This window comes from Pseudomonas sp. S3_C06 (assembly GCF_054667675.1).
On the sequence record NZ_CP162747.1, the window covers coordinates 3,017,152 to 3,029,956 of the forward strand.

Below are 12,805 nucleotides of genomic sequence, written 5' to 3' on the forward strand. Positions count from 1 at the left end.
CGTTTTGTTTGATCGAGGCTTGTCGATCGAGTGCACCACTGGTTATTTTCTGGAATCAAATTCCAAAAATAATTCACCGCTGGAGCGTTGCTTTCATGTCTGCCGAACTCCCTGATATCGACTGCGACGTATTGGTCGTCGGTTCTGGCGCCGCCGGGTTATCGGCCGCCGTCACCGCCGCGTGGCATGGCTTGAAAGTCATCGTTGTCGAGAAAGACCCGGTGTTCGGTGGCGCCACTGCGTGGTCGGGTGGCTGGGCTTGGGTGCCGTGCAATCCGCTGGCCCGTCGCGCTGGAATCGTCGAAGACATCGAACAACCGCGCACCTATTTGCGCCATGAACTGGGTGAGCATTTTGATTCGACGATGATCGACGCCTTCCTTGAAGCGGGGCCGCGCATGGTCGCGTTTTTCGAGCAGCACACCGCGCTGCAATTTGCCGATGGCAATGCCATTGCCGACATTCATGGCGACACGCCGGGGGCCGGCACTGGCGGTCGCTCGGTCATCGCGGCGCCTTACGACGGACGCAAGGTCGGACGTTTGCTCAGGCGCCTTCGTACCACCCTGCGCGAAACGTCCTTCATGGGCATGCCGATCATGGCCGGGGTGGATCTGTCGGCCTTCCTCAATCTGACGCGCTCAATGAAAGCCGCATGGCATGTGACCCAACGTTTCACTCGGCACCTGTTCGACCTCGCAGTGCATGGCCGGGCGATGCAACTGGTCAACGGCGTGGCACTGGTGGCACGGCTGGCGAAGTCCGCCGAAGACCTCGGCGTGTTGCTGTGGGAATCGGCGCCTGTGACTGAATTGCTGCGTGATGGCTCGCGCGTCTCGGGCGCGCTGGTCAACACCCGCAAGGGCCCGATCCGCATTCATGCACGCAAAGCCGTAGTACTCGCCGCGGGTGGTTTTGCCAATGACATCGAGCGGCGCAAAAACTTGTTTCCGCGCACGCCGACCGGTCACGAGCATTGGGCGCTACCACCGCTGGCCGTCAACGGCGATGGTTTGCGTCTGGGCGAAAGCGTCGGTGCGCGGGTCAATACCGATGTGGCTTCGCCCGTGGCGTGGGCGCCGGTATCGCAAGTGCCACATTCCGACGGCAGCATTGGTCATTTCCCACACATCATCGAGCGCGGCAAACCCGGGATCATCGGGGTTCTGCGCAACGGCCAACGTTTCGTCAACGAAGCCAACGGTTACTACGACTACGTCAGCGCCATGGTCGCTGCTGCGCCGGAAGGTGAAGAAGTTGCTTCCTGGCTAATTTGCACTCGCGCCTTTCAACGTCGTTATGGCTTGGGCATATCGCGGCCATTTCCGCTGCCCGTGTCAGCATTTATCCGCAGCGGCTATCTGAAAACCGGCAACACCGTTGAAGAATTGGCCCTCGCCTGCGGCATCGACCCGAGCGGCTTGCGCCAGACTGTGGATAACTACAACCGCCATGCCCGTCACGGCGAAGACCCGTTGTTCGGTCGCGGCGCAACTCCCTACAACCGCAAACAGGGTGATCCGGCGAACCTTCCCAACCCCTGCGTTGCCCCAATAGATACCGGCCCGTACTACGCCGTGAAAGTCCAGCCGGGCTGCTTTGGCACGTTTGCCGGCCTCAAGGTCAATCCACATGCGCAAGTGCTGGATGCCAACGAACAGCCCATCGCCGGCCTCTACGCGGCGGGTGGCGACATGGCCAGCATCATGGGCGGCCACTATCCGGCGGGCGGGATCAACCTCGGCCCGGCACTGACTTTCGGTTACATCGCCGCCCGGCATATTGCCGACATCACTGCTTTCGAACAGGAGATCGACCATGCAGCACATCGTTAACGCCCAGGGTTTGAACATGCCAAAACTTGGCCTCGGCACCTGGCCAATGCTCGGCGACGAATGCACCCACGCAGTAGAGCAGGCGCTGGAACTGGGTTATCGCCACATCGACACGGCAGCGGCCTACAACAACGAAGACGCCGTCGGACAAGCGTTGGCGAATACGCCGACACCGCGCGAACAGATTCATGTCACCACCAAGGTCTGGTGGGACCAGTTGCAACCCGACGCGATGCGCCACTCCATGGATCGCAGCCTCACAGCCCTGCGCAGTGATTACGTCGACCTGTTCATGATCCACTGGCCGACCACCGACTGGGATTTGCCAAGCACCCTCGCCACGTTGGCCTCGTTCAAGGAGCAAGGCCTGGCGCGCAACATCGGCGTGGCGAATTTTCCGCTGCCCCTGCTACGCAAAGTCGTCGAGGAATATGGGATTGGTCTGTCAGCGATTCAGGTCGAGTACCACGTCCTGCTCGGGCAAAACGCCCTGCTCGACTACGCTCGTCAACACGACATGGCACTGACGGCCTACACCCCACTGGCACGCAACAAGGTCTCGGACATCCCGCAGATTCAACAGATCGCCAAAAAGCACGGCGTACTGCCGACGCAGGTCGCACTGAAATGGTTGCTCGATCAGCCCAACGTCGCGGCCATTCCCAAGGCCAGCAGCCAGACCAATCAACTGGCCAACCTCGCCTCGCTGAAGGTCGAACTCGACGATGAGGATCGGGCGCTGATCGCCGCGCTATCGAAACGTGAACGTCAGGTCAGTCCGGATTTCGCCCCTGAGTGGGATGCGTTTGATCGCTGATTGATAATCCAGCGATAGAAATCCTGCGCGGGATTGAATTTGCCGCGCGCCAGACCGTCAATAACAGGCCCGACCTCGTCAGCACGAGGCCGGGCCTGTTTGCGTGTGGCCAATAGACGGACGACCGGACTGGCGCCACACTCACACAACAGCAACACTCATCACCACCCGATACACACAGAGGATTCCCACATGCTATGGAAAAAAGGCCGACGCAGTGACAACGTCGTCGATGCCCGTGGTGATGATGCCGGCGGCGGTGGCGGCATGCGTTTCGGCGGTGGCAAGGGCCTGAGCCTGGGCGCGATTCTGCTGATCGTCGGTATTGGCTGGATCACCGGGCAAGACCCGTTGCAGATTCTCGGCCAGCTCGCCGGGCAATCCACCCAACAATCGGCGCCGACCTCGCAAACCCGTCAGGCGCCGCCAGCCAACGATGAGCAAGCCGAATTCGTCCGCTCGATCCTTGGCGATACCGAAGACACCTGGGGCACGATTTTCCAACAGGCTGGCCGGCAATATAAAGACCCGACCCTGGTGCTGTTCAGTAATCGGGTCAATTCCGCCTGCGGTCTCGCGACCTCGGCGACCGGCCCGTTCTATTGCCCGGCGGACCAGAAGGTCTATCTGGACATGGCGTTCTTCCAGGAAATGTCACAACGCTTCAAAGCCGCCGGGGACTTTGCTCAGGCCTACGTAATCGCGCATGAAGTCGGACACCATGTGCAGACGCTTCTTGGCGTTTCGGCGAAAATTCAGACAGCCCGCCAGCAAGGCCGGCAGATGGAAGGCGATGGCGGCTTGCTGGTGCGCCAGGAACTGCAGGCCGACTGCCTCGCTGGTGTCTGGGCCTACAGCGCACAGAAGCGCTTGAACTGGCTGGAACCGGGCGACATCGAAGAAGCCTTGAATGCGGCCAACGCCATCGGTGATGATCGCCTGCAACAACAGGGTCAGGGCCGTGTGGTGCCGGACTCGTTTACTCACGGTACGTCGGCGCAAAGGGTGCGCTGGTTCAAAACCGGATTCGCGCAGGGCCAGGTCGGCCAGTGCGACACCTTCGCGGCGAAAAACCTGTAAATGCATAAATGGCTTTTGGCGTTACTGATTGTTGGCAGCACCGCGCACGCCGCTGGTGTCGATGCGATCAGCCCCGGTCGCTTGCAACTCAAGGCCGGGGAAATGGCGGTAGGCATCGGGCCTGCGCCGGAGAAGATCGAGCGAGTGCTGATCGTCATTCATGGCCGATTACGCAACGCCGAGACCTATCGCAAAAGCGCCGAGAGTGCGGCCGAGCTGGCGGGACAAACCACGCACACCTTGGTGATTGCCCCGCAGTTTCTCAATGAAAGCGACGTTGCCCTGTACTCGTTGCCCGCCACCGTCCTGCGCTGGCAGGGCAACGACTGGATGGGCGGCGGGTTATCCACAGGGCCGAATCCGTTGAGTTCCTATGCGGCGCTCGACGAAATCATCGGACGGATCAGCGATCGCAAACAGTTTCCGGACGTAAAGCAGATCGTAATCTTCGGTCATTCCGGCGGCGGCCAGGTTGTACAGCGCTATGCCCTGCTGGCCAAGGATCAACCGGCGCTGAAGGCCAACGGCATTGGTCTGCGCTATGTGGTGGCCAATCCGTCTTCTTATGCCTACTTCAATGAACAACGGCCAGTGGCGTTTGATCATGCGAAGTGTGCGGGCTTCAATCGCTGGAAGTACGGTCTGTCAGACATGCCGGTGTATGCCGGTGGGCAAACGCCGTTGCAGCTTGAAAGCAGTTACGTCAAACGCGAGGTGATTTATCTGCTTGGGCAGCAGGACGTCGATCCCAAGCATCCAGCATTGGACAAGCGTTGTGAAGCCGAGGCGCAAGGTGCGTATCGCCTGGAGCGGGGGAAGTTGTACTTCGGGTATTTGCTGCGTCGGCATCCGGAAGGGGTGAATCAGCGGTTGGTTGAAGTGCCCGGGGTCGGGCATAACGGCGATGGGATGTTGACCTCGCCGGAGGGGCAAAAGGCGTTGTTCGATCAGTAAGCTATGCAGTGGATGATCTGGCCTCTTCGCGAGCAGGCTCGCTCCCACATTGGATTGATGCATTACACAAAATCCCTGTGTACCGAAGATCTAATGTGGGAGCGAGCCTGCTCGCGAAGGCGTCCCTTCTGACAACATAAATTTCAGGCCAGAAGCATCCGCCGCAACTCGACACAATCCTTCGCATGCCAATCGGTCAACTCCGGCCACGGGTTATCCGGCAAATTCACCAACACCGTCCGCGCCCCCGCCGCTCGGCCGCAATCCAGATCAAAGCGGTAATCACCGACCATCACCATCTCGCTGGCCGGCACGTCCCAAGCGTCTGCCAGTTTCAGCAAGCCACCCGGATGCGGCTTCGGCGGTGCTTCATCGCGGCCCAACACATCGTCCACCGCAAAGCAGTCAGCCAAACCAATGGCATCCAGCGTCACATGCGCCAATTCCCGCGCATTGCGAGTGAGGATGCCGAGGCGATAACCGCGCGCATGCAGATCACGCACCAGCTCCACCGCACCGGTCGCCGGGGTCGAACCCAGCGCCAGATCGCGTTCATGCTCCAACAGCCATGCGTGTTTCACTGCCGCCTCATCCGCCGGCAATGCGGCGAGATGAGTGAGGATGTCGTCTTCCGGCGGAATCGCCAGCGCCACGCGAATTGCCGCGAAATCATGCACGGCGACCGTCAGCGTGCCGTCCATGTCGAACACCCAGTGCTTCACCTCTTTCAGGCTCATGCCCAATCCTTGCGATGACGGATCAAGCCTTCCTGCGTCACCGACGCGACCAGTTGCCCGGCACGGTTGTACACGCTGCCACGGGAGAAACCACGGGAATTACCGGCCCACGGGCTGTCCATCGCGTAGAGCAACCAGTCATCGGCGCGCAGATCGTTGTGGAACCACAGCGCGTGATCGAGGCTGGCGACCTGCATGTCTTTCTGCCAGACCGATTTGCCGTGAGGCAGCATCGAGGTGGTCAGCAGGCCAAAGTCCGAGGCGTAGGCCAGCAGGTATTTGTGCAGCGCCGGGATGTCGGCCAATGCGCCGTCGGCACGGAACCACACGTACTTCACCGGATCCGCCGGCTGCGGGTTGTACGGGTCTTTTTCGGTGACCGGGCGTACTTCGATCGGTTTCGGGCACAGCAGTTTTTCGCGCATGTGCTCCGGGATCAGGTGCGCGCGTTGCTGGGTCAGTTCCAGCTCCGAAGGCAGGTTTTCCGGACCGACCACTACCGGCATCTGGCTCTGGTGTTCGAAGCCTGCTTCGTCGTACTGGAACGAAGCGCTGCAGGTGAAGATCGGGTGGCCCTTCTGGATCGCCGTGACGCGGCGGGTGCTGAAGCTGCCGCCATCACGCACGCGATCAACCGAATAGACCACCGGCAACTTGGCGTCGCCCGGGCGCAGGAAATAGCCGTGCATCGAGTGCACATGACGCGCCTCTTCAACCGTCTGACTGGCCGCCGACAGCGACTGGCCGAGCACCTGACCACCAAACAACTGACGAAAACCCAGGTCCTGGCTACGGCCACGGAACAGGTTTTCTTCGATCGGTTCCAGGGTCAGCAAGTCGACCAGATCTTCCAACACTTGGCTCATTCAGACTCTCCTCACACAAAGCTATATGCCGCGCAGTCTTGGCTGCGGCGGCCGATTCAGATTATGGCGCGGGCCAATGATATGGCGGCCATTGTAAACGTCCGTGTCGGCTTATCCATGCAAGGTTTGCAGCCATTGTTCCCGAGTGATGCGGTACAGCACATGCCGACGCAACGGATGATCGACGGCCAGTTTCGGATGATCGAAATCATCTTCCGGGGCGTGATGCATGCCGATCGCCTGCATGACTTTCTCTGAGGGCAGATTGGATTGCGCGGTGAAGGAAACTATTTCCTTGAGCGCCAACCGATCAAAGCCGCAACGCAGAGCGGTCCACGCCGCTTCGCTGGCATAGCCCAGGCCCCAATGTTCCTTGGCCAGACGCCAGCCGATCTCCACTGCCGGAGTGAACGGCGCATCAAAGCCAACCACGCCGAGCCCGGTGAAACCGATGAATTCACCGCTGTCCTTGCGCTCCAGCGCCCAAAGGCCAAAACCGTGCTCGGCAAAATGCCCACGCACGCGGCCGATCATCGAGGCGCTTTCCAGTCGGCTCAACGCTGCCGGGAAGTAGCGCATCACCTGAGGATCGGCGCACATCGCTGCAAATGCTGGCAAATCCTCGTCCTGCCACTGACGCATCAGCAAGCGTGCGCTTTGCAGTTCCAGTATCGGCTCCATCGTGCCCCTCCGTTTCCATGCCGCAAGTCTACATCGCTGGTAGGATCCTTCACTCATTCCTACGTTCCTACACGAAATCGCCATGCCATTGCCGCTGATCTACCACGAAGACTACAGCCCCGAGTTTCCGGCGGATCACCGCTTCCCGATGGACAAGTTTCGTTTGCTGCGCGATCACCTGGTCGACAGCGGCCTGACCCGCGATGGCGATCTGCTTAGACCCGAGATTTGCCCCAACGACATCCTCGCCCTCGCCCATGACCGTGCGTATATCGAACGCTACATGAGCGGCGAGTTGTCCCGCGAAGACCAGCGGCGTCTAGGCTTGCCATGGAATGAAGCACTGGCCCGGCGCACGGTGCGAGCGGTCGGCGGTTCGATTCTGGCCGCGGAGAAAGCCCTCGAACATGGCCTGGCCTGTCATCTGGCCGGTGGCACTCACCATGCGCATTACGACTACCCGGCAGGATTCTGCATCTTCAATGACCTGGCGATCATCAGCCAATACCTGCTGCAAAGCGGTCGAGTGAATCGCGTGCTGATCTTCGATTGCGATGTGCATCAGGGCGACGGCACCGCACGAATCCTGCATGACACGCCGGAGGCGATTACCGTTTCCCTGCACTGCGAGAAGAATTTTCCCGCACGCAAAGCGCAAAGTGACTGGGACATTCCGCTGCCCAAAGGCATGGGCGATGCTGATTACCTGAAAGTGGTCGATGACACGCTCAACTATCTGCTGCCGCTGTATCAACCGGATCTGCTGCTGTATGACGCCGGCGTTGATGTACACAAGGACGATGCCCTCGGTTATTTGCAACTGACCGACGAAGGCGTCGCCGCCCGCGATGAAAGCGTGATGCGCCATTGCCTGGGCCGCGACATTCCGGTGATGGGCGTGATCGGCGGCGGCTACAGCAAGGACCGCCACGCCCTCGCCCGCCGCCACGGCATCCTCCATCACAGCGCACAGCGGGTCTGGCAGTCACACGGTTGTCATTGAGTTGTGCTGTGTTACCCACAATGGCTGTGGAACTGCCTGTGGATAACCTGAGTGAAAGGGACTACAGGCCATACCGGTTATGGCCTGCAGCGTGCTGATCATTTTTCAACCAACATTCTGAGCCAACACAAATCCTGTAGGAGTGAGCCTGCTCGCGATAGCGTCAACACCTTCAACATTACCTTGGCTGATACACCGCTATCGCGAGCAGGCTCACTCCTACAAGAGATCTGCGCTGTTAGAATGCGCGCCTTATCCCGCCATACCGCAGCGCATGCCATGACCCAGACTTCCGCCTCCTCCCCCGCTCACGTCGCCATCATCGGCGGTGGCCCCGCCGGCCTGATGGCCGCTGAAGTGCTGAGCCAGGCCGGAGTTCGCGTCGATCTCTACGACGGCATGCCCTCGGTGGGCCGAAAATTCCTGCTCGCCGGCGTCGGCGGGATGAACATCACCCACTCCGAAGCCTACCCGGCGTTCCTCTCGCGTTACGCCGAACGCGCGCCGCAAATCGCCCCGCTGCTGCGCGGCTTCGACGCCGATGCGTTGTGCACATGGATTCACGATCTGGGTATCGAAACCTTTATCGGCAGCTCCGGCCGCGTGTTTCCCACCGACATGAAAGCCGCGCCACTGTTGCGTGCCTGGCTCAAACGCCTGCGCGACAGTGGCGTAGTTATCCACACCCGCCATCGCTGGCTCGGTTGGGATGAACACGGCGCGCTGCGCATCGACAGCCCGGAAGGTGAAATCACCGTGAAACCCGACGCCACCCTGCTCGCCCTCGGCGGTGGCAGTTGGTCGCGGCTCGGATCCGACGGTGCGTGGATGCTGGCTCTGGAGCAGCACGGTGTAGGACTTGCGCCATTGCAGCCGAGTAATTGCGGCTTCGAAGTGCAGGCCTGGAGCGAGCTGATGGTCAGCAAATTCGCCGGTGCGCCGCTGAAAAATATCGCCATCGGCTTGAACGACGACGTTCCGCGCTTGGGCGAATGCGTGATTACCGCGACCGGGATTGAAGGCAGTCTGATTTATGCGCTGTCGGCGCCGATTAGAGAGGCGATCAATCAGTATGGCGCGGCGGTTGTTCACATCGACCTGCTGCCCGGCCGGCCTGTGGATAAATTGCAGGCGGCATTGAGCAAGCCACGCGGATCGCGCTCGATGGCCAAGCATCTGCACAGTCAGGTCGGCATTGATGGGGTGAAAGCGGCGCTGTTGCGTGAACTGACTGATGCTGCGACGTTTGCTGATCCGGCGCTGTTGGCGCGGGCGATCAAAGCGTTGCCTCTGACATTGGTGAAAACGCGGCCATTGGACGAGGCGATCAGCAGTGCCGGGGGCGTGACGTTCGAGGCGATGGATGAGCGCTTGATGCTCAAGGCGTTGCCGGGAGTGTTCTGCGCGGGTGAGATGCTCGATTGGGAGGCGCCGACGGGCGGCTATTTGCTGACGGGGTGTTTCGCCAGTGGGCGGGCGGCGGGGTTGGGAATTGTGCAGTGGCTCAAGTCCGAGGCGTCTGCCTGAACCCTCACCCCAGCCCTCTCCCAGAGGGAGAGGGAGCTGACCGAGGTGTCTGACGTCATCCGTCGACCTGAAACAACGAGTCGATTATGGCTTCGGCCAGCCGACCGAGGTATCTGGCGCCATACATCGACCTGAAACACCGAGTCGATTATGGATTTGGTCAGACGACCTAGGTGTCAGGCGAAAGCTTTGTCGATTATGGATTCACAGCCATAGGATCAGGTCGGCGTACTTCGGGAGCATCCCCCAATCAGTCCCCTCTCCCTCGGGGAGAGGGCTAGGGTGAGGGGCTTTTGACCTTAAGGTTTACGCTTGCGCGGTCCAGTGTTGAACACCGGCACTTTACGCACAGGCTTGATCGAAGGCTCCGGCGCCTGCGTCTCGCCGCTGTCGACCCACTTGCCCAGATTGCGCTTGCCGCCACCACCGGAAGCTTTCGGCTTCTTCGGTTTCTTCGGCTTCTTGATCACCTGACCACTGGCATCGGTATCCGGCACACGGTGCTCCGGTTCGAAATCCGGCTCGTTCTGACGCTTCAAGGTCTGACGCGTCAGCATCTCGATCGCCGACAACATGTTCACTTCATCCGCGCATACCAGCGAGATTGCCTCACCGGTTGCACCCGCACGGCCGGTACGACCAATGCGGTGAATATAGTCTTCAGCCACGATCGGCAGATCGAAGTTGATCACCAGCGGCAGATCTTCGATATCCAGACCTCGCGCAGCAACGTCGGTGGCCACGAGAATCTGCACTTCACTGAGTTTGAAACGGTCCAGCGCGCGCTGACGGGTGGCCTGTGGTTTGTCGCCGTGGATACCGTCAGCATTCACACCGAGGCCCTGAAGTTTTTCCACCAGCGCATCGACACCGTTGCGGGTCTTGGCGAACACCAGCACCTGCTTCCACTTGTTCTTGCGCATCAGGTGCACGAACAGTTCAGCCTTGCGCTTCTTGTCCACCGTGACGATCCACTGCTTTACGGTGTTGGCGGCGACGTTGCGCGGGCTGACTTCGACGGTCAGCGGATCGTTGAGCATTTGCCCGGCCAGCAGGCGGATGTCATCGGAAAAGGTCGCGGAGAACAGCAGGGTCTGGCGCTTTTTCGGCAGCATGCGGTAAATGTTCGCCAGTTCTTCGGAGAAGCCCAGGTCGAGCATACGATCGGCTTCATCCAGCACCAGAGTCTGCAGCTGATCGAGTTTCAGCGCGTTCTGGCGGAACAGGTCGATCAGGCGACCGGGTGTGGCGACCAGCACATCGACGCCGCCGCGCAGCTTCATCATTTGCGGGTTGATGCTGACGCCGCCGTACACCGCATAAGTGCGCAGCGGCAGGTTTTCGGCGTACTGGCGCACAGACTCATGAACCTGCTCGGCCAGCTCGCGGGTCGGCACCAGAATCAGCGCACGCGCCGAGTTGGCAGCGACTTTCGGCCCTTCCATGGCCAACAACTGCAGCAGTGGCAAAGCGAAACCGGCGGTTTTTCCGGTGCCGGTCTGGGCCGCTGCCATCAGGTCACGACCGGCCAGCACGGCCGGAATGGCTTGCGCCTGAACCGGCGTCGGGGTCTGGTAGCCGAGCTTCTCGAGGGAGCGCAGCAAGGGTTCGATCAGGCCAAGGGTGGCGAAAGTCATGGGAGTACCGTAGGAAAAAATGACGCGGGCATGCAATGCCGCGCAGTTTACCCTAATTCGTACGCTGTTCCGCGGGAACGGCTGTCGGCGCTGCGACTGGCGGCTGTGCCGGACGGCGCCACTGCGGCAAGCCAATCAACACCACGGCGCTGATGATCACCAGCATCGCCAGCGCTTCTTCGATCCCGATGGTCTCGCCGACAAACACAATCCCCAGCAACACCGCCACCGCCGGGTTGACGTAGGCATAACTGGTCGCCGCCGCCGGACGCACGTGCTTGAGCAGGTACATATAAGAGTTGAAGGCGATGATCGAGCCGAAGAAGATCAGGTACGCCAGCGCCAGCCAGCCTTCAACCGGCGGCACTGCTTGCAAGTGTTCACCGCTCGCCGCGCTGCCGATCAGCAGCACCACGCCGCCAACCAGCATTTCCACCGCGCTGGCCATCGCGCCCTGCGGCAACGGCAGATGTCTGCTCCACACCGAACCGAACGCCCAGGTCGCCGCGGCGAAAATCAGCAGCGCCGCGCCCATCGGACTCGATTGCAGGTTGGAACCCATGTTGAGCATGGCAATGCCGATAATCCCCAACGCCACCCCGGCCCATTCCAGGCGGGTGTTACGCGCCCCCCAGAAATAACCACAGAGCAAAGTAAACAGCGGCACCGTCGCCACAGCCAATGCCGCCACCCCCGAAGCCACGCCAGTATGCTCGGCCACACTCACCGCGCCGTTACCGAAACTGAGCAGCAAAATCCCGATGATCCCCGCCGCTTTCCATTGCGCCCAGGTTGGCGCAGGGGCCCCGCGCCAGCGCAGAAATGCGTACATCAACGTACCGGCGATCACGAAGCGCACACCGCCAAGCATCAGCGGCGGCCAGTACTCGACGCCGATGCGGATCACCAGATAGGTCGATCCCCAAATCACATACAACGCAAAAAACGCGGCGATCAGCGGCAAGGAAAAACGGCGCAAGGCAGGCATGGGCGGCTCGAAAGTCAGGCTCAAGGGATGGATTATTCTAGAAAGGCGCACGGGCAAAAATAAGCTACAAAACCTGTTTATAGCGCCGGTACACTTTGGAAATCACGGAGATCTCCGGGTTAAACCGAGATTTCGAAAGTCTGGCATTTTCAGGAGATTTCCCTTGGACAAATACGACCGCATGCTGCTCAGCGCCCTGCTGGAAAACGGCCGAGCGTCCTACGCCGATCTGGCGCGTAAAGTGAACCTCTCCGCCCCCGCCGTCGCCGAGCGCGTGGCCAAGCTTGAAGTCTCCGGGGTAATCACCGGATATGAGGCAAAAATCGACCTGTCGAAAATCGGCCTGCCGATCCAGTGCATGATCGAATTGCGCCTGCACCAGAACGGCAGTCAGAAGGTCTACGACGAACTGGTAAAAATCCCGCAGCTGACCGAATGCTTTCGGGTCACGGGCGATCCGTGCGTGATGATGAAAGCCGCAGTGGGATCAATGACGGAGCTGGAGGAGTTGATCAATCGCGTGGCGAAGTTTGGCTTCAGCAAGACCTCGATTGTGTTGTCGAGCGCGATCGAAAAGCGCGTGCCGTTAGGCCAGATCGAAGGCAACGGCAAATAGTTCGGCTCCCCCCGAATGATCGTTCCCACGCTCTGCGTGGTAATGCAGCCCGGGACGCTCCGCG

12 protein-coding genes are annotated in these 12,805 nt (G+C 60.4%); 7 read left to right on the forward strand and 5 right to left on the reverse strand.

Features of this window, described 5'->3' with window-relative positions; genetic code table 11:
• Positions 1-95: 95 nt before the first annotated feature.
• From AB4N44_RS13310 to AB4N44_RS13325, 4 genes are all read left to right on the forward strand, one after another.
• Positions 96-1,835: an FAD-dependent oxidoreductase gene (locus tag AB4N44_RS13310; protein WP_460108726.1), complete on the forward strand. Its 1,740-nt coding sequence runs from the start codon at positions 96-98 to the stop codon at positions 1,833-1,835.
• Entirely contained in the window at positions 1,819-2,652 is an 834-nt protein-coding gene (locus tag AB4N44_RS13315) for an aldo/keto reductase (protein ID WP_150751726.1), read from the forward strand. Before AB4N44_RS13310 ends, AB4N44_RS13315 begins: the two co-directional genes overlap by 17 nt.
• Before the next feature lie 192 nt (positions 2,653-2,844).
• Entirely contained in the window at positions 2,845-3,732 is an 888-nt protein-coding gene (gene ypfJ / locus AB4N44_RS13320; RefSeq protein WP_095121652.1) for a KPN_02809 family neutral zinc metallopeptidase, read from the forward strand.
• Positions 3,733-4,686: an alpha/beta hydrolase family protein gene (locus AB4N44_RS13325; RefSeq protein ID WP_127929871.1), complete on the forward strand. Its 954-nt coding sequence runs from the start codon at positions 3,733-3,735 to the stop codon at positions 4,684-4,686. It begins immediately after the preceding gene.
• Positions 4,687-4,829: 143 nt separating this feature from the next.
• Here AB4N44_RS13325 and AB4N44_RS13330 read toward each other — a convergent pair whose 3' ends face one another.
• From AB4N44_RS13330 to AB4N44_RS13340, 3 genes are all read right to left on the reverse strand, one after another.
• Positions 4,830-5,423 carry an HAD family hydrolase gene (locus tag AB4N44_RS13330; protein WP_127929872.1) on the reverse strand — a complete coding sequence of 198 codons (594 nt, stop codon included), beginning with the start codon at positions 5,421-5,423 and terminating at the stop codon, positions 4,830-4,832.
• The gene (tesB, locus tag AB4N44_RS13335; RefSeq protein ID WP_003228466.1) at positions 5,420-6,289 is read right to left on the reverse strand and encodes an acyl-CoA thioesterase II; all 870 of its coding nucleotides are present in this window, start codon (positions 6,287-6,289) and stop codon (positions 5,420-5,422) included. Before tesB ends, AB4N44_RS13330 begins: the two co-directional genes overlap by 4 nt.
• Before the next feature lie 111 nt (positions 6,290-6,400).
• Complete coding sequence (locus AB4N44_RS13340; protein ID WP_127929873.1) at positions 6,401-6,970, reverse strand: GNAT family N-acetyltransferase; 570 nt, start codon at positions 6,968-6,970, stop codon at positions 6,401-6,403.
• A gap of 82 nt (positions 6,971-7,052) precedes the next feature.
• Between AB4N44_RS13340 and AB4N44_RS13345 the strand changes: the two genes are divergently transcribed.
• Together AB4N44_RS13345 and AB4N44_RS13350 are read left to right on the forward strand one after the other, a co-directional pair.
• Positions 7,053-7,973 carry a histone deacetylase family protein gene (locus AB4N44_RS13345; RefSeq protein WP_150775700.1) on the forward strand — a complete coding sequence of 307 codons (921 nt, stop codon included), beginning with the start codon at positions 7,053-7,055 and terminating at the stop codon, positions 7,971-7,973.
• 279 nt (positions 7,974-8,252) lie between these two features.
• Entirely contained in the window at positions 8,253-9,500 is a 1,248-nt protein-coding gene (locus tag AB4N44_RS13350) for a TIGR03862 family flavoprotein (RefSeq protein WP_150751730.1), read from the forward strand.
• Positions 9,501-9,799: 299 nt separating this feature from the next.
• Here the strand turns inward: AB4N44_RS13350 and AB4N44_RS13355 are convergent, their stop codons facing one another.
• Both AB4N44_RS13355 and yedA read right to left on the reverse strand, forming a co-directional pair.
• Positions 9,800-11,137 (reverse strand): DEAD/DEAH box helicase, encoded by a 1,338-nt coding sequence (locus AB4N44_RS13355; RefSeq protein ID WP_460108724.1) that lies wholly within the window; start codon positions 11,135-11,137, stop codon positions 9,800-9,802.
• 52 nt (positions 11,138-11,189) lie between these two features.
• Positions 11,190-12,125, reverse strand: coding sequence for a drug/metabolite exporter YedA (gene yedA, locus AB4N44_RS13360; RefSeq protein ID WP_127929877.1), 936 nt, complete (start codon positions 12,123-12,125; stop codon positions 11,190-11,192).
• Between the two features lie 163 nt (positions 12,126-12,288).
• Here yedA and AB4N44_RS13365 point away from each other — a divergent pair, with 163 nt between their 5' ends.
• Complete coding sequence (locus AB4N44_RS13365) at positions 12,289-12,741, forward strand: Lrp/AsnC family transcriptional regulator (protein ID WP_127929878.1); 453 nt, start codon at positions 12,289-12,291, stop codon at positions 12,739-12,741.
• The last annotated feature ends 64 nt before the right edge of the window (positions 12,742-12,805 follow it).

Bases quoted from the DNA above. Each gene is read 5' to 3' on its own strand.
- AB4N44_RS13310 (WP_460108726.1), top strand. From the start codon at position 96: ATGTCTGCCGAACTCCCTGATATCGACTGCGACGTATTGGTCGTCGGT.
- AB4N44_RS13315 (WP_150751726.1), top strand. From the start codon at position 1,819: ATGCAGCACATCGTTAACGCCCAGGGTTTGAACATGCCAAAACTTGGC.
- ypfJ (WP_095121652.1), top strand. From the start codon at position 2,845: ATGCTATGGAAAAAAGGCCGACGCAGTGACAACGTCGTCGATGCCCGT.
- AB4N44_RS13325 (WP_127929871.1), top strand. From the start codon at position 3,733: ATGCATAAATGGCTTTTGGCGTTACTGATTGTTGGCAGCACCGCGCAC.
- AB4N44_RS13330 (WP_127929872.1), bottom strand. From the start codon at position 5,423: ATGAGCCTGAAAGAGGTGAAGCACTGGGTGTTCGACATGGACGGCACG.
- tesB (WP_003228466.1), bottom strand. From the start codon at position 6,289: ATGAGCCAAGTGTTGGAAGATCTGGTCGACTTGCTGACCCTGGAACCG.
- AB4N44_RS13340 (WP_127929873.1), bottom strand. From the start codon at position 6,970: ATGGAGCCGATACTGGAACTGCAAAGCGCACGCTTGCTGATGCGTCAG.
- AB4N44_RS13345 (WP_150775700.1), top strand. From the start codon at position 7,053: ATGCCATTGCCGCTGATCTACCACGAAGACTACAGCCCCGAGTTTCCG.
- AB4N44_RS13350 (WP_150751730.1), top strand. From the start codon at position 8,253: ATGACCCAGACTTCCGCCTCCTCCCCCGCTCACGTCGCCATCATCGGC.
- AB4N44_RS13355 (WP_460108724.1), bottom strand. From the start codon at position 11,137: ATGACTTTCGCCACCCTTGGCCTGATCGAACCCTTGCTGCGCTCCCTC.
- yedA (WP_127929877.1), bottom strand. From the start codon at position 12,125: ATGCCTGCCTTGCGCCGTTTTTCCTTGCCGCTGATCGCCGCGTTTTTT.